Origin of the sequence: Nonomuraea recticatena (assembly GCF_039533245.1) — a bacterium.
Classification (GTDB): Bacteria; Actinomycetota; Actinomycetes; order Streptosporangiales; family Streptosporangiaceae; genus Nonomuraea; species Nonomuraea roseola.
Genome location: NZ_BAAATE010000004.1, coordinates 26,976 through 47,800 on the forward strand (window position 1 = coordinate 26,976; position 20,825 = coordinate 47,800).

At 71.6% G+C, this 20,825-nt stretch carries 15 protein-coding genes; 6 read left to right on the forward strand and 9 right to left on the reverse strand.

Annotated features, from left to right (window positions below; all coding sequences use genetic code 11):
- Positions 1 to 301 precede the first annotated feature (301 nt).
- The 4 genes from ABFX50_RS09095 to ABFX50_RS09110 all read right to left on the reverse strand — a co-directional run bounded on the left by ABFX50_RS09095 (position 302) and on the right by ABFX50_RS09110 (position 4,465).
- Positions 302 to 571: a WhiB family transcriptional regulator gene (locus ABFX50_RS09095; protein ID WP_183655721.1), complete on the reverse strand. Its 270-nt coding sequence runs from the start codon at positions 569 to 571 to the stop codon at positions 302 to 304.
- 121 nt (positions 572 to 692) lie between these two features.
- Positions 693 to 971 (reverse strand): hypothetical protein, encoded by a 279-nt coding sequence (locus tag ABFX50_RS09100; protein ID WP_346144978.1) that lies wholly within the window; start codon positions 969 to 971, stop codon positions 693 to 695.
- 107 nt (positions 972 to 1,078) lie between these two features.
- A complete protein-coding gene (locus tag ABFX50_RS09105; protein ID WP_346144980.1) occupies positions 1,079 to 1,951 on the reverse strand; it encodes an acyl-CoA thioesterase in 873 nt (290 codons plus the stop codon).
- Positions 1,952 to 2,416: 465 nt separating this feature from the next.
- The gene (locus tag ABFX50_RS09110; protein WP_346144982.1) at positions 2,417 to 4,465 is read right to left on the reverse strand and encodes an ATP-dependent DNA helicase UvrD2; all 2,049 of its coding nucleotides are present in this window, start codon (positions 4,463 to 4,465) and stop codon (positions 2,417 to 2,419) included.
- A gap of 148 nt (positions 4,466 to 4,613) precedes the next feature.
- On the opposite strand from ABFX50_RS09110, the gene ABFX50_RS09115 reads away from it, so the two are divergent.
- Together ABFX50_RS09115 and ABFX50_RS09120 are read left to right on the forward strand one after the other, a co-directional pair.
- On the forward strand, positions 4,614 to 5,492 hold the full coding sequence (locus ABFX50_RS09115; protein WP_346144984.1) for an alpha/beta hydrolase: 879 nt from the start codon (positions 4,614 to 4,616) through the stop codon (positions 5,490 to 5,492).
- Between the two features lie 71 nt (positions 5,493 to 5,563).
- A complete protein-coding gene (locus tag ABFX50_RS09120) occupies positions 5,564 to 5,806 on the forward strand; it encodes a mycoredoxin (RefSeq protein WP_183655713.1) in 243 nt (80 codons plus the stop codon).
- Between the two features lie 103 nt (positions 5,807 to 5,909).
- Here the strand turns inward: ABFX50_RS09120 and ABFX50_RS09125 are convergent, their stop codons facing one another.
- The 3 genes from ABFX50_RS09125 to ABFX50_RS09135 form a co-directional block, all read right to left on the reverse strand.
- Positions 5,910 to 7,157 (reverse strand): cryptochrome/photolyase family protein, encoded by a 1,248-nt coding sequence (locus ABFX50_RS09125; protein ID WP_346144986.1) that lies wholly within the window; start codon positions 7,155 to 7,157, stop codon positions 5,910 to 5,912.
- A 74-nt stretch (positions 7,158 to 7,231) separates the two neighbouring features.
- Positions 7,232 to 8,206, reverse strand: a complete 975-nt coding sequence (nudC, locus tag ABFX50_RS09130) for an NAD(+) diphosphatase (RefSeq protein WP_346144987.1) — start codon at positions 8,204 to 8,206, stop codon at positions 7,232 to 7,234.
- 51 nt (positions 8,207 to 8,257) lie between these two features.
- Positions 8,258 to 8,398, reverse strand: a complete 141-nt coding sequence (locus ABFX50_RS09135; RefSeq protein ID WP_346144989.1) for a hypothetical protein — start codon at positions 8,396 to 8,398, stop codon at positions 8,258 to 8,260.
- A gap of 157 nt (positions 8,399 to 8,555) precedes the next feature.
- Here ABFX50_RS09135 and ABFX50_RS09140 point away from each other — a divergent pair, with 157 nt between their 5' ends.
- From ABFX50_RS09140 to ABFX50_RS09155, 4 genes are read left to right on the forward strand one after another with little or no spacing between them, the layout of a single operon-like run.
- A complete protein-coding gene (locus tag ABFX50_RS09140; RefSeq protein ID WP_346144991.1) occupies positions 8,556 to 9,665 on the forward strand; it encodes an ATP-grasp domain-containing protein in 1,110 nt (369 codons plus the stop codon).
- Positions 9,650 to 11,179: an IucA/IucC family protein gene (locus ABFX50_RS09145; protein ID WP_346144993.1), complete on the forward strand. Its 1,530-nt coding sequence runs from the start codon at positions 9,650 to 9,652 to the stop codon at positions 11,177 to 11,179. The genes ABFX50_RS09140 and ABFX50_RS09145 overlap by 16 nt, the downstream gene beginning before the upstream one ends.
- Before the next feature lie 50 nt (positions 11,180 to 11,229).
- On the forward strand, positions 11,230 to 12,753 hold the full coding sequence (locus ABFX50_RS09150) for an IucA/IucC family protein (protein WP_346144995.1): 1,524 nt from the start codon (positions 11,230 to 11,232) through the stop codon (positions 12,751 to 12,753).
- Positions 12,750 to 13,805 (forward strand): type III PLP-dependent enzyme domain-containing protein, encoded by a 1,056-nt coding sequence (locus tag ABFX50_RS09155; RefSeq protein WP_346144997.1) that lies wholly within the window; start codon positions 12,750 to 12,752, stop codon positions 13,803 to 13,805. The genes ABFX50_RS09150 and ABFX50_RS09155 overlap by 4 nt, the downstream gene beginning before the upstream one ends.
- Here the strand turns inward: ABFX50_RS09155 and ABFX50_RS09160 are convergent.
- On the reverse strand, positions 13,768 to 17,043 hold the full coding sequence (locus tag ABFX50_RS09160; protein WP_346144999.1) for an ATP-dependent helicase: 3,276 nt from the start codon (positions 17,041 to 17,043) through the stop codon (positions 13,768 to 13,770). The two genes, ABFX50_RS09155 and ABFX50_RS09160, sit on opposite strands and share 38 nt — an antisense overlap.
- Positions 17,037 to 20,648: an ATP-dependent helicase gene (locus tag ABFX50_RS09165; RefSeq protein ID WP_346145001.1), complete on the reverse strand. Its 3,612-nt coding sequence runs from the start codon at positions 20,646 to 20,648 to the stop codon at positions 17,037 to 17,039. Before ABFX50_RS09165 ends, ABFX50_RS09160 begins: the two co-directional genes overlap by 7 nt.
- Positions 20,649 to 20,825 lie beyond the last annotated feature (177 nt).

Consider the following 20,825-nt stretch of genomic DNA (forward strand, 5'->3'; position numbering starts at 1 on the left):
GTGCACCCGGCCGTTCTATCGAAGGTCAGACCGTGAGATCCTCCGCCGGCGGCAGGATCTCAGGACCTATCCCTGGGAGAGGAGCGCCCGGCGGAGCCGGTCGTTGGCGCGCTGGACGTCGCGCCGAGCGCGCTGTACGCGCCTCAGGCGGGACACCAGGCGGTACTCCTCCGCCTCCCGATGGAAGGTTTGTATTCGGTCGTTAACCAGTTCTTGGTGCATAAACGGCATCTCGAAGCTCCTACCAGTGCTGAAGTTCATGTGCTTACTCGTCTTTCTGTCAGTGCGGTGGGTGTGAGGGTCAGGCAGCGACCGGGTGCTTGCGGGGACGCCCGCGAGGCCTCTTACGGGGAACGACGGTCCCCCTGAGGATCAGTTCGCCGCCCCAGACGCCCCACGGCTCCTCGCGCTCGAGCGCGCGGGCCAGGCAGGCCTTCTGGATCGGGCAGCCACCACAGAGCGTCTTGGCGAACTCGACGTCCTCGGGTGACTCGGCGAACCACAGGTCGGGATCGGTACGACAGGGGATTTCGGCTTCGTCGATCAGGTCCATGATCGTCTTGGCCCCCATCTGCTTCTCCTTCTGGTTGATCTTGTTCTTGATACCTCGTGGGTGTCTGGGGGATCACGGACAAACAAGAAGGCCGCGGATCCTGTTTGCGGATCCGCGGCCTGGAGGCTGATTGTGCCGGTCAGGTTATGACCGGTTCATCCCTCCAGGGTTGCGGACCGCGCAGTCCACCCTTGGTGATCTGCTGGGTCGGCACGTCGACGCCCGCGGCATAGACGGGGGCGCCCTGGGCAGCGGCTGCGCCGAAGCCTGCGTGCAAGCCGACGCGAGTACGCGCGGCGAGCAGGCTGCGGGCAGACTTCTCCTGCCGAACCTTGGCCGGCCCATCGACGAGCCTGACCGAGTTACGGCATGCGGAAGCGAGCCACTGCGTGGCCGACATTTCCATCAGGTTCCTCACCGGGCTCACCTCCATCCTGAGATCGTCGGACAGGACCGTCCGACTTGCTTGACCATGACCCTAAACCGGGAAGCCGGGAAGGGGCAACATATTTTCTACCTGCAGTTTTATGACTTCGCCACGCGGATCATGCACTCCTGAACCACGGACACCGCCAGCTCACCCGACGGGGTGAACATCTGCCCGCGGGCCAGCCCGCGCGCGCCCCCCGACCAGGGCGACTCCTGAGCATAGAGCAACCAGTCGTCGGCCCTGAAGGGGCGGTGGAACCACATGGCGTGGTCGAGCGAGGCACCGGTGACGTTCGAGGCGCCCCACGCGAGTCCGTGGGCGAGGAGCACGGTGTCGACGAGGGTGTAGTCGGAGGCGTAGGCGGCCAGCACGACGTGGAGGAGACGGTCGTCGGGCAGCTCGGCGTCGTAGCGGAACCAGACGTTGTTCTCAGCCGTGCGCAGCGACGGGTCCTTGTAGGCCTCCCACGTCAGAGGGGAGACGTAACGGGCGTCGACCGGGCGGGGGCGCGAAAGCCAGTCCTTCCAATCGGAGTCGTCGCCCACCAGCTCGAGCATCCGCGACTGGAAGGTCGGCAGCGTCTCGGGGGGCGCCACCTGCGGCATGACCGCGGCCTGGTGGTGCACGCCCTCCTCGAAGATGTGGAAGGAGGCCGACATCGTGAATATCGCCTTGCCGTGCTGCACGGCGACCACCCTGCGGGTGGTGAAGGAGCGTCCGTCCCTGACCCGCTCGACGTTGTAGACGATCGGGATGGTCGGGTCCCCTGGGCGGATGAAGTAGGCGTGCAGGGAGTGCACGTCGCGTCCCTCTGGCACGGTACGGCCCGCGGCGACGAGCGCCTGGGCGGCGACCTGACCGCCGAACACCCGTTGGATGCGCTCTTCGGGGCTGCGCCCGCGGAAGATGTCGAGCTCGATCTGCTCCAGGTCGAGCAGGTCGAGCAGCTCCTTGAGCGCTTCGTTCACGGTGGGGTCTCCTTCTACGGCGAAAGCCATCCAAACCTAGTGTGACGGGCCCCGTGCCCGAACCAGCACCGGGGCGGCGCTTCCGCTTGTGGGCGTGCGGATGGTGGTGCCGGGGGTCGCCGGCATGGCCGAGAACCCGACGTACCGATGGCCCGGTGGCGGGCGCTTGAGTGGGTGGCTGGCCGGTGGGTGGGGTGATCGGAGACGGTGAAGGGTGCTCGGGGCCGAGGGAGTGGGTTGTCGGTGGTGCGGGTGGCGTGACGGCGGGGACCGGAGTCCTGCTGGGCGGGCGCCTCCGGTGGGCGGAACCCGGGGACCGCGGAGGCGCCAGACCGGCTTGCCGTACAGGAGAGGAGGCCCGACGGACAGGAACGAGGAGGCCCGCCGGACGGGAAGCGGAGGTTTGCCGGAAGGGAGGAGGCTTGCCCGACAAAGCCCGACAAAGGAGGAGACCGGAGGAGGGCGTCAGGTGGCGCGGCAGAGGGCGAGGACGGCGGAGCCGTAGCGGTCGAGTTTGACCTTGCCGATGCCCGCGATCGACAGCAGCTCCTGCTCGCTCTGCGGCGCGCGCTCGGCGATCGCCTGCAGCGTGACGTCCGTGAACACCACGTAAGGCGGCACCTTCGCCTCCTTCGCCGTGGCGGTCCTCCAGACCTTCAGCGCCTCCAGCAGCGCCTCGTCGTAGTCGGCCGGGCAGGTCGAGCAGCGGCCCAGCTTCTGCTCCGCCGCCGCGGCCAGCGTCTTGCCGCACACCCTGCAGTGGACGGGGGTGGCGACCGGCCTGCGGGAGGACGCGCTCTGTGCCGAGGGCGAGGCGATCGACCTGGCCGGGCGGCCCGTGAGTCCGTCGAGGAAGCGGGAAGGGCGGCGGCCCTTGCGTCCGCCGGGCGCGCGCGCCAGCGCCCACGAGAGGCCCAGGTGCTCCCTTGCGCGGGTGACGCCGACGTAGAGCAGGCGGCGCTCCTCCTCGATCTGCTCGGGCGTCTCGGCGTAGATGATCGGCATCATGCCGTCGGTGAGCCCGACGAGGAAGACGGCGTCCCACTCCAGGCCCTTGGCGGCGTGGAGCGAGGCGAGCGTGACGCCCTCGACAGGAGGGGCGTGCTGCTCGCTGGCGCGGCGCTCCAGCTCCGCCACGAACGCGGGCAGGTCGGCTCCCTCGATCGCCATGTCCTCGGCGAGGTCGCCCAGCGCCTTGAGCGACTCCCACGTCTCGCGGGCCTTGCCGCCGCCCGGAGGGACGGGGGTGAGGCCGATGCCGCCGAGGACGTTGTGCACCTCCTGCGCCAGCGGTTCGCCCGAGGCGGAGCGGGCCGCGCCGCGCAGCAGGACGACCGCGCGCCGTACCTCCGGACGCTCGAAGAAGCGGTCGGCGCCGCGCACCAGGTAGGGGATCTCGGCCTTGGCGAGGGCCTCCTCGTAGGCCTCGGACTGGGCGTTGACCCTGAACAGGACGGCGATCTCACGAGGGGCGACGCCCTTGTCCATCAACTTCCTGATCGCGCGGGCGACCCCCGCGGCCTCGGCGGGCTCGTCGTCGTACTCGGCGAAGACGGGCGCGGGGCCCTCGGGGCGCTGGGCGAGGAGTTCGAGGCGGTGCGGACTCCTGCCCTTGGCGATCACGAGGTTGGCCAGGCTGACGACCTGAGGGGTGGAGCGGTAGTCGCGGACCAGCTTGATCACCGAGGCGTTCGGGTACTCGACGGAGAATCCGGTGAGATAGCGGGGCGTGGCGCCGGTGAAGGAGTAGATCGTCTGGTTGGGGTCGCCGACCACGCACAGGTCGTCGCGCCCGCCGAGCCAGGTGTCGAGCAGCAGCTTCTGCAGCGGGTTGACGTCCTGGTACTCGTCCACGACGAAGTAGCGGTACTGCTGGCGGATCTGCGTGGCCACGTCGGGGTGCTCGGTCATCACGGCGGCGGTCAGCTCGAGGATCGTCTCGAAGTCGACCAGGTGACGCTCGCGGCGCAGCTGCTCGTAGGCCTCGTAGAGGCGGGCGACCTCCTCGGCGGGCACGGGCGGCGCGCGGTGGGCCTTGGCGGCGGCGGCGATGTAGTCCTCGTGACCGATCTGGGTGACCTTGGCCCACTCGATCTCGGCGGCGATGTCGCGCAGCTCGGACCTGTCAGGATTCTTCCTGATCAGCCGGCACGCCTCGATCAGCAGCGGCAGCTTCGACTCGATCACCGAGGGCGCCGACCCGCCGATCACCTTGGGCCAGAAGTAGGTCAGCTGGCGCAGGGCGGCGGCGTGGAAGGTGCGCGCCTGCACGCCGGGCGTGCCGAGCCCGCGCAGCCGCTGCCGCAGCTCTCCCGCCGCGCGTGTGGTGAAGGTCACGGCGAGCACGCCCTGGGCGTCGACCACGCCCGTGCGGACGGCATGGGCGATGCGATGGGTGATCGCTCTGGTCTTGCCCGTGCCCGCGCCCGCCAGCACGCAGACCGGGCCGCGCACGGCCTCGGCCACCGCGCGCTGCTCCGGGTCGAGCCCGTCCAGAACGTCATCGCCAGTCATCACATCAACATCCTCGCAGCAGGTGGCGGGGGGCAGGTCCATTCTGGCAACATGCCGCCGACACCTGTTTCATCATCGCCGAGATGCGAAAAGTAGGTCATTCCCCCACAATGGGGCCCGACCGAAACATGGGGGGAAAGGAAGGCCCGTGCGAGCTGCGGTAATTGCGGGTGTTCTCGCTGCCGTCTCGTTAGTTCCGGGTACGGCGCTCGCGTCCAAGGACCCGGCACCCTCCTACGGCGACGCGCTGGGCAACACCGCGATGGAGACCATCTCCTACGGCCCCAGTCGCAGCCAGGCCATGGACGTCTGGTGGACGCCCGACTACAGCAAGCACCCCGCCGTCTTCCTCATCCACGGCGGCTGGTGGTCCAGCGGCGACAAGAAGTACATGACCGAGGTCACCCGCAGCTACGTCGAGCTCGGCTACACGGTCTTCAACCTCAACTACCGCCTGTCAGGCGAGGCGGCCTGGCCCGCCCAGCGCACCGACACCTTCGACGCCATCGCCACCGCCCGCAGGCACGCCGACCGCTGGAACTTCGACCCCACCAACTACGTCATCGTCGGCTTCTCGGCGGGCGGCCACATCGCCGCCGCCGTCGGCACGTACGGCGACGGCACGCTGCCGGGGCTCAAGGGCGTCGTGGGCGTCTCGCCCGTGATCTCGCCGCTTCGCGCCTACACCGACGGGGCGGCCTCCACCGACCCCAACCGCGTCAAGCTGCGCGACGCCGCGATCAAGCTGGCCGGCGGGTGCGAGCCCAAGGGCAAGTGCTCGCGCGTGTGGGCGAGCATGGAGGTGCCGTGGCACGCCAGCAAGAGGGACGCGCCGATGCTGACGGTGCACTCCGACGACGAGTTCGTGCCCGTCACGCAGAGCCTGTTGCTGAAGGACATGCTGGGTCAGGTCGGGGTGAAGATGACGGTCTTCACCGAACCCGGCATCTCGCACAGCGCGCCGCTGTATCGCCAGCTCGGGGTGGCCGATCGGGTGCAGAGCTGGATCCAGGAGCAGCTCTCCTGACGACGGGATTACCGGAGCGGGGCCGGTTGTTGCACCAACCGGCCCTCCTCTGAACCCGGAAGGATTCCCCTATGGCGCTCACTGTCTACTCCACCACCTGGTGCGGCCCCTGCAAGCGGCTCAAGAGCCAGCTCACTCGCGAGGGCATCTCCTACGACGAGGTCGACATCGAGCGGAACCCCGCGGCCGCGGAGTTCGTGATGAGCGTCAACAACGGCAACCAGACGGTACCTACGGTGCTCTTCCCCGACGGCACCGCGGTGACCAACCCTTCCGTGCGTGAGGTCAAGGCTCGCCTCGCCGCCGGCGTCTGAGCCGACGGGCATCTGAGCCGCCGGCGTCCGACACGACAGGCATCTGAGCCGACGGGCGTGTGAGCCGACGGCTTCGGGACCCCTCCCTCCGGAGGGGTCCTTCTCATTGCCTGGTAAGCGGCGTGGGATAGCCCCGTACCGGTGTGGGCAGCCGCCAGGGCTCGTGCACGAGCCCGCCGGGTAGCCCCGCCAGCTCGGGAACGTACCTGCGGACGTACTCGCCGTCCGGGTCGAAGCGTCTCGCCTGCCGCAGCGGGTTGAACGACCTGTAGGGCTTGGTGTCGTTGCCCGTGCCGGCGATCCACTGCCAGTTGCCGCTGTTGTTGGCCACGTCGCCGTCGAGCAGCAGCTCGAAGAAGTGGGCGGCGCCCAGGCGCCAGTCCACGCGCAGCTGCTTGACCAGGTAGGACGCCGTGATCATCCGGGCCCTGTTGTGCATCCAGCCCTCGGCCAGGAGCTGGCGCATGCCCGCGTCGACGATCGGCAGCCCCGTCATGCCCTCGCGCCAGGCCTGCGCGGCGTCCTCGTCCTCGCGCCAGGCGATCTCCCTCGGCCGGTAGTCGCGCCGGTTGAGTTCGGGGAAGGCGAAGGCGACCTGGTAGTAGAAGTCGCGCCAGCACAGCTGCCTGACGTAGTCGTCGTTGCCGCAGCCCGCCAGCTCCAGCGGCGACAGGCAGCCGAACCGCAGGTAGGGGCTGAGCCTGGAGGTACGGTCGCCCGCCAGGTCGTCGTGGCCTTCGGCGTAGCCGTCCAGGCAGAGCCGCATCCAGGCGCTCATCCGCTCCCTGGCCGCGCTCTCCCCACCCCGCGTGCCGTACGGCTCGTGCGGCGGGATGACGCCCGGCTCCGGGCCGCGCGGGGTGGGGACGACGGGTGGAGGCTCCTCCATCCGACGGCGGGGCGCGAAGGACCACGCTCGCCAGTAGGGCGTGAACACGCGGTAGTGGTCGCCGCCTCCGGCGGGACGCAGCAGGTCGGGCGGGATGACCGTCAGGCCGGGGAAGCGGCGGAACTCGATCCGCTCGGCCCCGAGGCGCTCCTGGCGTCTCCTGGCCAGTGAGCTGACGTCGGCGCTGGCGTAGACGGCCGTCGCGGAGGTCTCGGAGGCCAGGCGCATGGTCTCCTCGACCACGTCGCCCCGCCGTACCAGCAGGTCGCCGCCGCGGGCCCGGAGAGAGGCGCGCAGGTCCTCCAGGCAGTCGAGCAGGAAGGGCCCGCGCCGCCCGGCGGGCACCGCGGGGTCGAGCACGAACAGCGGCAGCACCTGGCGGGCCCGCGCGCAGGCGGCCGCGAGGGCCGGGTGGTCGTGGACGCGCAGGTCCCTGGTGAAGAGCACGATGACGGTGTCCATCACCTGCATATTCGCGACTCGGGCCGCCTGCGGTTGCGGCGACGCGCGGTCGATGGGGAAACCGTTCGGCGGGTCTACCAGTCGCCGGTGAGGTGGTCGCCGTACCAGGTCTCGATCAGGCGGCGGGCGATGGAGACGGGCGGCGGCAGCCGTACCTCGCCGCTGCGGAGGGCGGCCAGCAGCTCGGCGCGGGTGAACCAGCGGGCCTCGGCGATCTCCGCGAGATCGCAGGTGATCTCGGTCGAGGTGGCCTCGGCGAAGAAGCCGAGCATGAGGCTGCGCGGAAAGGGCCACGGCTGGCTGCCGAGGTAGCGGGGGTTGACTACGTTCACGCCCACCTCCTCGGCCACCTCGCGGATCACGGCGTGCTCCAGCGACTCCCCCGGCTCCACGAACCCGGCCAGGATCGACAGCCGCCCCTCGGGCCACTGAGGGCCTCTGGCGAGCAGGCAGCGGTCGCGCTCGTCGCGCACCAGCATGATCACCGCGGGGTCCACCCTCGGGAAGTGCTGGCTGTCGTCCTTGGGGCAGACGCGGATGTGGCCACCGGCCTCGACCCTCGTACGGCTGCCGCAGCGCGGGCAGTACTCGTGCGTGGTGTGCCAGGCCTCCAGCGCGACGGCGTAGACGAGCAGGCCCGCGTCGCGGTCTCCCAGGAGCGCTCCAACTTCGCGCAGTCCTGCGGGGAACGGCTCGCCCTCGGGGGTGTCGCGCAGGCCGAGCGGCGCGACGACCCTGCCGTTGACGTCGGCGTCGGCGAAGCCGGGCAGGGGCGCGGCGACCGCGAAGTAGGCGACGTCGTCCTCGACGCCGAGCAGGAAGCGCTCGCCCTCGGGGGCGTCGGCTGTGGTGGAGAGGACCGCGTCGACCTGTTCGCCTGTGCGCCTGACCAGCGTGCGTCCCTGTTGGACGAGCAGGACCCTGCTGGAGGGGTTCGCCCATGCGCGGGCGAGCCATCCGGAGTCGCCGCGCAGCAGGGCCGATCTGTCGATCGTTCCTCGCGCGAGGAGCAGGGGCCCCAGGAGTTGCTCTTCCGCCGTCGTCTCCACGCGCACTTTCCTCCCCGAAACAGGATGTCATCCTATGACGCTCCCTTACCCCTAACGAGACACAGGGCCCCCTGGTGAGTGATCGCCAGGGGGCCCTGTGGTCAGGAGACGAAGATCGCCGACCACGAGGGCGGCCAGCCCTGCGAGGGCGAGCGCGACGAGGGCCAGGGCGAGCGAGGTCTTACGGCTCATGGCCGCCAGCCTGACGGTCGGCGGGGAGCCCACGATGAGGGGAAGATGGGAAGACTCTCATACAGGGTCATTACGCTGTCCGTGCCGCATGATGATCTCTACCACGCTAGGATCTGCCGAGTTAGGTTAGCCTTACCTGATCCGGGGGTGTCACGCGTTGCGGCTCTACCTGACCGCTGCCAAGCCGACCGACTCGGTGACCGACGGTTTCCTGCCCGCCGCCCGGGCGCTGGGCTGTGAGGTCACCATCCTGAGCGACCGGCCCGAGCAGCACCCCGACGCCATCGGGTGCGACGTGTGGGATCCGCGCGCGGTCATCGACACGATCGCCCACCACCACAGGCCCGACGCCGTCTTCTCCAACTCCGACCACCTGCAGGTCGAGACCGCGCTGGCGGCGGAGTACTTCGGGCTGCCCGGCAAGGACTGGCGGGCCTGCCTCGCGGCCAAGAACAAGTCCCTGACCCGCAGGAGACTGGCGGAGGCGGGCGTGGAGCGCGTCTGGTCGGTACGGCTGGCCCCCGGCGACCCCGTTCCCGCCGACGTGCCGTACCCGGTGGTGGTCAAGCCGCGCGAAGGGGTGGCCAGCGAGAACGTGACGCTGGTCGAGCGCGACCTGGAGCGGGCGGTCGCGGGGATGCGCGATCTGCCGCTGGTCGTGGAGGAGTATCTGGAGGGCCCGCTGCGCACCATGGAGACCCTGGGCGACGGCGAGACGACACGCGTGCTCGGCGGCTTCGCGACCACGCTCGGGCCGCTGCCGCACTTCGTGGAGGAGCGCCTCGACTGGGCGCCGAGCGCGGACGAGCACGTCCTGCGCGCGCTGCAGGCGCTGGGCGTGGGGTTCGGCGCCTGCCACACCGAGTACGTGGTCACGGACAAGGGGCCGAGGATCATCGAGGTGAACTACCGGGCGATCGGCGATCACTGCGACTTCCTGCTCGCCGACATCCTGGGAGTGCCGCTGTTCGAGTGGATCCTCAGGGTCCACATGGGCGAGCCCGTGCCCGAGCCGCCCGCCACGTCGGGGCACGGGTGCGCGGTGAGCGTCGTCGCCGACCGCTCGGGCGTGATCACCGAGGCGCCGCCCCAGGTCGAGGGCGACGGGTTGTGGCACAGGCCGCTCAGGAAGGTGGGTGACAGGGTGGAGCTGACGCACACCAACCGCGACTATCTCGGCGTGATCAGAGCCGTCGGGCCCTCGGCCGAGGGCGTCCGGCGGGCCGTCACCGCCTTCCAGGAGCGGCATCCGTGGGTGATCGCATGAGGCCGCGCGAGCCGTACCTCGCCAAGAGGGTTCTCGACGCGCTGCTGAGGGAGGACTACGGAGACCTGTCCAAGCGGGTGACCAGGAGCAAGGAGGGCGTGGCCCTGCTGCTGGCCGACGGCAGGCGGGTACGGCTGGCACCCGGCCAGCTCTTCCAGGACTTCGTTGTGGCCGAGGGCGAACTGCTCGGCCTGGAGCAGGTGCTCAACACCCTGCAGGAGATCGCCGACCCCGAGGACTCCGACGGCGTGGCCGCCTTCTTCGACGAGTGCGTCGAGGCGCTGCACGCCCTCGAACTGCTCGACGAGCACAGGCCCCTGATCGGGGGCCGCGAGCTGGCCGACTACGAGTCGCTGGCCGCCCTCGTCGACCATCCGATCTATCCGACGGCCAGGGCCCGCGCCGGGCTGTCCGACGAGGAGCTGCTCGCCTACGCGCCCGAGTTCGCGCCCTCCTTCGACCTGCGGTGGGTCCGTGTCCCCGCCGAGCGGGTCCGGGGGGCGGCCACGCATTGGGGTCCCGAGGGTCTCTTCCCCGTGCATCCGCTGACGCTGCCCAAGCTCGAAGGGGTCCAGGTCGCGCAGGGGCCACGGCTGACGGTCAGGCCGACGCTCTCGATGCGGACGGTACAGCTCGACGCGCGCACCCAGCTGAAGCTGCCGCTGCCCACCAGCACCCTCGGGCGCCGCAACCGCCGCTCGATCAAACCCGCGACGCTCGCCGACGGCGCCGCCGCCGAGCTGCTGCTGCGCAGGCTGGCCGACCCCGACATCCTGCTCGCCGACGAGCAGACCTACGCGCACGCCGGGGACGAGTACCTCGGCTGGATGCTGCGCCGCCTGCCCGAGGGGCGGATCATCCCCGTCGCGGCGCTGAGCGTCCCCGAGGTGCGGGCCGAGCTGGGCGACGTGGAGGGCCTGGTCACCCGCTACCTGCGGACCCTGCTGCGCTGGAACGTGCGGCTGTTCGTCAGGTACGGCGTGGCGCTGGAGGCCCACCAGCAGAACCTCGCGCTCGTCCTGACCGGACGCGACCAGCTGAAGCTGCTGGTCAAGGACAACGATGGCCTGCTGGCCTCGCCCGCCAGGCTGGCCGCTGCGGGCATCGAGCCGCCCGCCTTCGCCGACGAGCGGATGCTGACCGACGACCCGCACGCCCTGGCGGACGTGTTCGTCACGATCACCCTCCACCTGGCCGCCGCCTCGATCGCCTTCGGCGCGCTGCCCGCCGAGCGCGCCGCCGCGCTGGTGCGCTCCTGCCTGGAGGCGGCGCTGGACGAGCACGGCGACGACCCGATGGCCAGGCTGCTGCGCGCCCGCACGCTGGAGGCCGCCAGGCTGACCGGCAAGTCGATGATCACCGCGGGGACGCTCGTGGCCAAGGAGCGGTCGGGCGCGCGTGACATCAACAAGTTCTACGGCACCAGCGGCCCCAACTACCTGAGGGTCCCTTGCCTAACGGGAAACCTGCTCGTTGGCCTGCCAGCCCACTGTCGTGCCGGGTCAGGACCGTAGTGGCAGTCCGCTTGGCACCTTTCCCATTAGTCCCTGCTGAGGAGCGCTTGATGCGAAGCCTTGTCCTCGATCCGCCCGCCGCGATCGCCGAGGAGGCCACCCTTTCCGCCCTGCTGCGCTGCTGTGTGCGGGAGGTGGCGGGGCCTCGCGGGCACGTGTGGCCCGCCTCGCCGTACCTGCTGCTGACGGTGGCGGACACGCTCATCAGGGCGCGCACGGGCGGCGGCGCGGCGCTGAGGTTCGAGGGGCAGGTCGAGCGCCTGGAGTTCGGCGCGTGGGTGCCGCTGACCGCCGACGAGCTGGTACGGCTGGCAGAGGCCGAGCTCGACGGGCACAACCCGGAATTCGCCGGCCAGGTGGCGGCCAGCAGGCAGGCGCTGGCGGCCATCCTGCGGGCGCGGGCCTCGGCCACGCCGCCCAACGACCCGTGGCTGGCCTCGGAGCAGGCGCTCGTCCTCGGTCATCCCTTCCACCCCTCGCCCAAGGCGCGCGACGGCGAGCAGTGGCTGCGTTACGCGCCCGAGGCGCACGCCTCCTTCCCGGTGCGGCTGCTCGGCGTGCGGCAGGACGTGCTGGCTCAGGAGGGGGACGCCTCGGCGCTCGACCTGGCGGGTGTCGCGCCGCAGGGGTATGCGCTGCTGCCCGCCCACCCGTGGCAGCTCGACCTGCTGCGCCCCCACCTCGACGACCGGCTGATCGACCTGGGCGAGGGGCCCGTCGTCTGGCCGACCTCGTCGGTCAGGACGGTCTACGACCCCTCGAGCGGCAGCTGCCTGAAGTTCAGCCTGGACGTGCGCATCACCAACTGCGTCCGCAAGAACGCGTGGTACGAGCTGGCCGGGGCGGTCGCGCTGACCGAGCGGCTGGCGCCGGTCTTCGAGGCGGTCTCGGCGAGGTTCCCCGGCACCCGCTGGCTGCCCGAGCCCGGCTACCGCTCGGCGGCGCTCGACACCAGGCTCCTCGAGGGGCTGGGCGTGATCGTGCGGGCCAGCCCGTGGTCGGTGTGCTCGCCGGGTCTCACGCCCGTGCTGGCGGGGGCGCTGGCCTGCGCGGCCACCCCCGCCGACCCCGTCTCCTGGTGGGCCGCGTACGTGCGGGCCGTCGCGCTGCCGGTGCTCGACGCCTACCTCACCCACGGCGTCGTCCTCGAACCCCACCTGCAGAACGTCCTCATCTGCCTCGACTCGGCCGGGCGGCCCGTCGAGGCGATCTTCCGCGACCTCGAGGGCACCAAGCTGGTCGGCCACGACCTGTCGGAGCTGCACCCCAGGGTCGCCGAGGCGCTCACCTACGACGCCTCCCGCGGCTGGGCCAGGGTGGTCTACTGCCTGATGGTCAACCACCTCACCGAGATCGCCGCCACGCTCGCGCTGTCGGAGGCCGCGCTGCGCGAGCTCTGGACGGTGGCCAGGGAGATCCTCGAGGAGTACGGCGCGGCGACCGGCTGGCCGCTTCCGCTGTCGGACCTGCTGGCGGGCGCTCCGCTGCCGGCCAAGGCCAATCTGAGCGTCCGATGGGCCCGCGGCGCCGACAGGAGCGCGGGCTACGTGCCGATCGCCAACCCGTTCGCATGATCGCCGAGATCGCCCCCCGTCTGGAGGCTCCCGCCTTCGTCTACGACCTGGCGGCGCTGGACGCGCACGCCGCCGCCGTACGCGCGGCGCTGCCTGGCGTCGAGCTCTACTACGCGGTGAAGGCCAACCCCGACCCCGAGCTCCTGCGGGTGCTCGCGGCCCACGTGGACGGTTTCGAGGTGTCGTCGGCGGGCGAGCACGCGCACGTCGGCGCGGTCCTGCCGGGAGCGCGGCTGGCCGTGGGAGGGCCGGGCAAGACGGACGCCGAGCTGTGCCTGCCCGCGCACCGTCTGCACGTCGAGTCGCCCTACGAGCTGCGGCGCCTGCTCGCTCTGCGGTCGCGGGCCGACGTGCTCCTGCGGCTGAACCTCCCGCTGGAGACCGCGGGCGCCGCCCTGACCATGAGCGGCCCCTTCGGCATGGACGACCATGGCCTGGCCGAGTGCCTGCCGCTGTTCACCGAGGGGGTGCGGCTGCGCGGCGTGCACGCCCACCTGGCCAGCGGCCTGGAGGCGCCCGCGCTGCTCGACCTCGCCTCGGTGCTGCTCGCCCAGCACGACGAGGAGGTCAACGTCGGCGGCGGCATGGCCGTCTCCTACACCGCTCCCGAGCGCCGCTTCGACTGGAGCGCCTACGGCAGGGGGCTGAACGCGCTACGCCGTCCCGGCCAGGTGGTCCGCATCGAGCCTGGCCGCGCGCTGACCGTCTACTGCGGCTTCTACGTGACCAGGGTGATCGACGTACGGCGGGTGCACGGCGCGGCCTTCGCGATCGTCCACGGCGGCACCCACCACCTGCGCACGCCCGCCACCAAGGGCCACTCGCAACCGTTCACCGTGCTGCCGACGGGGTCGGGCCCCGGCGTCGAGGACACCCCCGTGACGATCGTGGGCCAGCTCTGCACGCCCAAGGACGTGCTGGCCGGCGAGGTCAGGACCTCGATCAGGGTGGGCGACACCGTCGTGTTCGCCATGGCGGGCGCCTACGCGTGGAACATCTCCCACCACGACTTCCTCATGCACCCGAAGCCCGCTTTCCACTACCTGACCTAGGGATCGACTCGATCAACGCGACCAGCCCCTCCTCGTCGAGCAGGTCGACGGGCCTGACGGTCTGGTTGTACCGCACGTAGTGGAAGGCCGCGCCGACCCGCTCCAGCGCCACCCCCGCCAGGTGCGACCAGGCCAGCCGGTAGGCGGCCAGCTGGACGGCCGCGCCTCTGGCCGCCTTGCCGGTGGGCGGGCGCCCCGTCTTCCAGTCGACCACCTCGTAGGAGCCGTCCTCGCGCTCGAAGACGGCGTCCATCCTGCCCCGCACGAGCCGGTCGGCGATCATCGTCTCGAACGGGACCTCGAGGTCGAGCGGCTCGCGCCCCGACCACTCGCTCTCGTCGAAGCGCTCCTGGAGCTCGGCGAGGCGGACGTCGATCTCCTCGGGCTCGTCGAAGGCGCCCGGCAGCTCGAAGTCGTCGATGAGCCGCTGCTGACCCCACCGCGACTCCAGCCACTTGTGGAAGGAGGTGCCGCGTCTGGCGAGCGGCGCGGGCTGGGTGGGGACGGGCCTGCGGATCCTGCGGGCCAGCGCGCCCGGGTCGGTCGCAAGCGTGACCAGGGACGAGACGGTCAGCTTGGTGGGCAGCTCGACCGTGGTCCTCGACCTGCCGCGGCCGGTGGCGCGCTCGCGCAGCAGCAGGTCCGTGTCGCGCTCCCATGCGCGCAGCCGCTCCTCGTCGCTCTCGCTGAGCGGCTCGTCCTCTCCCGCGCTCTCCGCCCCCGTCAGGGCCGCCTCCACCAGGCGGGCGCCGTCCTCGATTCCCTGCTGGCGGACGCCTCCGGGGGTGAGGGGCCACCGCGCCTCGGCCGGCTCGGCGAGCAGCGGGTTGGTGGCGCCCTCGTCAGGTTCGGCGGCCCACACCGCGGCCGTGCCGCACGTGTCGCGGATCTCCAGCAGGAAGTCGGAGGGGTCGAGCGGCTTGGAGGCGGTGCCCCAGCGGTAACCGGAGGCGATGAGGTGGTAGTGGGCGCGGGTCACGGCGACGTAGGCCAGGCGGCGCTCCTCCGTCAGGTCGCGCTCGCGGCAGCGCTCGTCGAAGTCGGCCAGCTCGTCCTTGGTCAGCCCGGTCAGACGGGGCAGGTCGGCGGCGTCGCCGCGCAGCGCGTAGGGCAGCTTGCGCGGGTTGTCGGTCCATCGGCTGTTGGTGACGGGCGTGGCGGGGAAGATGCTGCCCTTGGTGATGCCGTTCCTGCTCAGCAGCTGCGACAGCCCAGGCACGACGACGATCGGCCACTCCAGGCCCTTGGAGGCGTGCACGGTCATCAGTTTCACGCTGTTGCTCTCGCCGACCCTGCCCGCCTCGAGGCCGAACTCCTCGCTCTCGGCCGCCTCCAGGTAGGCCAGGAAGGCGCCGAGCGTCGGGTCCTCCGAGTCGCCGGCGAAGCGGGAGGCGGCGTCGAGGAAGGCGTCGAGGTCGGCGCGGGCCGCCACCGCGCCCGCCGTACCCGCTCTGGCCGCCACCTCGATGTCGAGGCCCATGCGGCGCTCGGCCTCGCTGATCAGGTCGGGCAGCGGCTGGTGCGTGTGGGCGCGCAGGTGGCGCAGCTCCTGGGCGAGCGCGACCATCCTGGTCCTGGCCAGCGGGGAGAAGGCGTCGAGCCACTCCTCCCTGTCCGGCAGCTCGTCCAGGGCGTCCACGAGGCTGCCACGCTCCTCCGCCAGGTCGGAGACGGCCTGGTCCAGCGGGTCGGAGGAACGCTCCGCGCCCTCGCGCAGCTCGCGGTTGAGCTCCCTGGCGAACTCCCCCAGCTGCCGCAGGTCGGCGGGGCCGATCCGCCAGCGCGGCCCGGCCAGCAGCCTGGCGAGAGCGTCGCCCGCGCCGGCGTCGTAGAGCACCCTGAGCGTGGCCACGAGGTCGCTGACCTCCGGCACGGTCAGCAGGCCGCCCAGACCCACCACCTCGACCGGGATGTCGCGCTCTTCGAGCGCTCTGCGCAGCGCGGGGAACTGCGACCGCTTACGCGCGAGCACCGCGACGTCCTGCGGCTGGACGGCGAGCGTCTTCTTGCGCTCGCCGTCGCCCCATGGCATGCCGTCAGGAGCAAGCTCCTGGCCGAGGGCCCGCTTGACCTGGTCGGCGACCCACCTGGCCTCGTCCTCGGCGGTCTCGTGGAAGGCGCAGGTGATGCGGCCCCTGTCGACGCGGTTGGGCCCAGGCACGAGGACGGGCACCTCGCGGGCCTCCATGCGCAGCGGGAGCTGGATGCGCGCGGCCACGTCGAGGACGCGGTCGCCGTTGCGGAAGCTGACGCTGAGCTGCCTGACGGGGGCCCGGTCGCCCTTCGCGGTGCGGAAGTCGGTGACGAAGCGCCGCAGGTTGCCCGAGGAGGCGCCGCGCCAGCCGTAGATCGACTGGCAGGGGTCGCCCACGGCGGTGACGGGGTGGCCGTTGCCGTACAGGCTGCGCAGCAGCACCAACTGGGCGTGGCTGGTGTCCTGGTACTCGTCGAGCAGCACCACCGAGAAACGGGAGCGCTCGATGCGGCCCACGTCAGGATGGTTGGCCGCGATGCGGGCGGCCAGCGACATCTGGTCGCCGTAGTCGATGACCTCTCGGGCGCGCTTGAGCCGCTCGTAGGCCTCCACCAGCGGGAGCAGCTGCTCGCGGGCGTCCTGGACGGCCAGCGGCTTGCGCTGCCGCACCGTGGCCGCCTCGGCCGCCTTGCCGCGCAGCCACTCTCCCAGCCTCCTGACGTCCTGCGCCGAGCGCAGGTGCTCCGACAGCTCGCCCGCCAGCTCGAGGACGGCGGCCGTGACCGAGGGAGGGCCCAGCTCGATCCTGTCCATCGGCCCGTCGTACATCGCCACCACCCTGCTCGCCAGCTGCCAGGCCACGGCAGGGGTGACCAGGCGCATGGTCGGCTCGAGCGCCTCGCGGACGGCGTGGTCGGTGACCAGGCGGGCGGCGTAGGCGTGGTAGGTGGAGACCGTCGGCTCGTTGTCGAGGAGCTGGGAGGGGACCAGCCCCGCCTCTGCCAGGCCGTTCAGCCGCTCTCTCACCCGGTGGGACAGCTCGGCGGCGGCCTTGCGGGTGAAGGTGAGGCCGAGGATGCGTTCGGGCTTGGCCAGGCCGTTGGCCACCAGCCACACGACCCTGCCCGCCATCGTCTCGCTCTTGCCCGAGCCCGCGCCGGCCATGACGACCATGGGCTCCAGCGGGGCCTCGATGACCACGGCCTGCTCGGGGGTGGGCGGCCTGATGCCGAGCTTGCCGGCCAGCTCGACGGGGGTCAGCACACCTGACCCCCGTTGTCGTTGACGGGGCAGCTCGCCCTGGCCGCGCAGGTGCGGCAGCCGTCGTTGACCTTCGCCTGGAAGAACGGCCCTGACATGCCGACGGCGACGGTGTCGACCATGTCCCTGGCCCAGTTGTCGGCCTGGTCGAGCGGCGGCTGGGCCTGCTCCTTGGCGTCCTTGCCCGCCGCCTTGCCGACCTGGACCAGCGCGGCGCCTCCCGGCTCGCTGAGGCCGTGCCGCTTGAAGGCGTCGAGCAGCACGGCGAGCTGGTAGACGCCCAGCTGCGGATGGCGGTCGAGCTCGTCGGGCCTGGGCTTGGAGGTGCCGGTCTTGAGGTCGATGATGAACGCCCTGCCGTCCTCGTCGCGCTCCACCCTGTCGACGCGGCCCTTGATCTGCACCCCCTCCGAGACGGTCGCGACGAACGACTCCTCGGTGGCGACCAGGGTGCGGCCGTTGTCCTCCTGCCACCTCATGAACCTGGCGATCATCTGCTCGGCGACCCTGCGCTGCTTGCGGTTGAACCACACGCCGCCGAAGTCGAGCTCGGTCCAGATGTCGTCGAGGCGCTTGCCGAGCAGTTCCTCGCTGGCCAGGTCCTCGGTGGCCAGGACGGCGAGCGCGTGGACGACCGTGCCGAGCCCCTGCGCCGAGCTCGTGCCCGCCGCGCCGACCGCGGTCTCCAGCAGCCAGCGCAGGCCGCACTTGGTGAAGCTCTCCACCGACGAGGGCGAGATGCGGACGATGCCGTCGGGCCAGCTCAGCGGACGGTCGTCGGAGAGCTCCGTGAGGGCGTACCACTCGCTCGGGTGCGCGCCCCTCACGCCCTGCCGGGCCAGGCGGGCCAGGTGCTCGGCCGCCTTCTTCCGCATGGTCTCGGGCTGCGAGGCGTCGGTGACCACGCTGCGCAGATCGGCGACCAGCGCCGACAGGTTCAGCCACCTGGCGTGGTCGTCGACCGTCGCCTCCTCCACCGCGCCCGGCATCAGCTCCGACAGGAACCGCGAAGGACGCTCGTCGGCGTCCTCCCCTCCCACGGCGGTGACGACGAGTCGCTTCCTGGCTCTGGTGGCGGCCACGTAGAACAGGCGGCGCTCCTCGGCCAGCTGCTTGGCGGCCAGTGCGGCGGCGGTCGCGTCGGTGAAGTCGAGCGGCGCGCCCTCGGCCAGCTCGACCAGCTCGTCGATGCCCAGCAGGGAGCCCTTCAGCCTGATGTCAGGCCACACGCCTTCCTGCACCCCTGCGACGATCACCAGATCCCACTCCAGGCCCTTGGCGCGGTGGGCGGTGAGCACCCGCACGGCGTCGCCGTCGGGGGCCCGCTCGGCCAGCGTGTCGCCGGGGATCTCCTGCGAGGACAGATCCTCCAGGAACACCTCGGGACCCGCCTTCGGCATCCTGTCCACGAACCTGGCCGCGTAGTCGAACAGCGCCACGACCGCGTCGAGATCCCTGTCGGCCTGCGCCCCCCTGGCGCCGCCCGCGAGGCTGAGGTCGGTCCAGCGCTCGGCCAGGCCGCTGGCCTGCCACACCGCCCAGATGACGTCCTCGGCGGTGCCACCGGCCTGGACGGCTTCGCGGGCGGTGGCGATGAGCTTGGCCACGCGTTCGGCCGGGACGGCGATGTGCGGCTCGATCCTGACCAGTTCCCTGGCGTCTCTGAGCGCGGCGATCAGCAACTCTCCCGAGGAACGCGGCAACTCCGCCCGATACCCGCGACCGCCCTCCTCCTCGTGCCGGACCGCCTCACCGTTCGTCTCGCCGCCTGGAGAGATCGCCTCACCCGCGGAGGCCGTCGCCACGCCGCCTGCGGAGGGTGTCGTCTCGTCCCGTGCGTCGCCGAAGGCCGACGCCTCGGTCCTGGCAGCCTCGTCGGTTCTGGAAGTCTCCTCGCCCGCGAGATCCGAAAGAGCGTTGGCGCCCTCAGGGCCCGAGGGAGCCTCCTCGTCCTCGACATCCGAGGGGCGGGGGCCGGGGTTCTGGGTGGCCTCGTTTTCCGCGATCTTGAGGGCGCGCCTGAGTCGGCGGACCCCGAGCATGTCGGTGCCGCCGAACGGGCCGGTCAGCAGCTCCTCCGCCACCGCCTCGTCGAGCGCCGCGGGGGTCAGGGCGACGCGCAGGGTGGTGAGCAGAGGACGGACGCCGGGCTCCTGCGCCAGCGGCACCTCGTCACCGGCCACCATCGTCGGGACGCCCGCGCTCACCAGAGCCCGCCGCAGCAGCGGCACCTGCCGCTCGGCCGACCGCACCAGGACCGCCATCCGGTGCCATGGCAGGCCCTCGATGAGGTGCGCCCTGCGCAGGGTGTCGGCCACCACGGCCGCCTCCTGGCTGACGCTGTCGGCCAGCAGGACCCGCACCTCTCCCTGGTCGGTGCCGGGAGCGGGAACGAGGTCCCTGTGCCCGCGCGCCTTCAACCTGTCGGGACGCTCCCAGGTCCGCTGCGCGGGCCGTTCCCCCTGCCCCTCGGAACCGTCGACGGTGGAGCCCGCGGAGGCGCCCCGCGCGTCGGCGAGGACGCCCGTGGACAGGGAGGCGACCGGAGTTTCCGAAGCGGAGGGTCCGGGGGAGGCGGTCGGGGTGTTCGGGGGTGGGGTGGGGCCGGTGGGGGTGGTCCAGGGGTCTGGAGGGGCCGTGGGTGGCTGGGGGGCGGGGGCGGCGAGGAGGCGGGCGGCCACGCGGCGGGAGGCCGCGAGGAGGTCCTCGCCGCTGCGGCGGGAGACGCGCAGCGCCACGACGGGCGCAGGACGGCCCGCGCGGTCGCGGAAGCGCTCGGGGAAGCGGAGGATGCCGTGGACGTCGGCCCCGCGGAAGCCGTAGATCGACTGGTCGGGGTCGCCGACCGCGATGAGGTCGCGGCCGTCGCCGGCCAGGTGCCTGAGCAGGTGCTCCTGAGCCGGGTCGGTGTCCTGGTACTCGTCGACGAACACCACGTCGTACGCCGAGCGTTCGCGGCGCCGTACCGAGGGGTCGGCCAGCAGCGCGGCGGCCGCCCTGATCAGCTCGGCGTAGTCGAGCGACAGCTCGGGGTCGAGGTCGAAGCGTTCCTGGTAGCGCTGGGAGAAGCGTCCGGCGGCGATCCAGTCGGCCCTGCCGTACTGCCTGCCGAGTTCGACCAGCCGCTCGGCCTCCAGCCCTCGCTCGCCCGCGCGGGCCAGGAAGTCGCGCAGCTCCTCGGCGAAGCCGCGCGTCTTGAGCGCCTCGCGCAGCGACTCGGGCCAGAACGGGGCGCCCTCCTCCAGCTCGCCGTGCAGGAGGCGGCGGATCTCGAGGAGCTGCTCGGGTCCGGTGAGCAGGCGCGGCGGCTGCCTGCCCTCCATGACGGCCTCGCGGCGCAGCAGCGCGTAGGCGTAGCTGTGGAAGGTGAGCGCGAGCGGCGTGCGGGTGGTGCGGCGCATCCTGGCCGTCACCCGCTGGCGGAGGTCTTCGGCGGCCTTGCGGCTGAAGGTGAGGATGAGGACCCGCTCGGGGTCGACGCCGCGCCGCTCGATGCGATCGACCACGGCCTCGACGATCGTGGTGGTCTTGCCGGTGCCGGGTCCGGCGAGGACGAGGAGCGGACCGCCCTGGTGTTCGAGCACGGCACGCTGGTCACGGTCGAGCACAGGGGCCGCAGCGGCTCCCCCGCCCCCACGTCGCACCAACCGCCAGGTCTGACCACTCACAGCTCTAGATTCCACCAGACCACAGGGGTAGATCGTGCCGAGTTGACCGGTCTCCTCACGCGATCCGCCCACGGTACCGGCGGAAATCGCCCGATCCGTCCCGCGACACGCGGGACA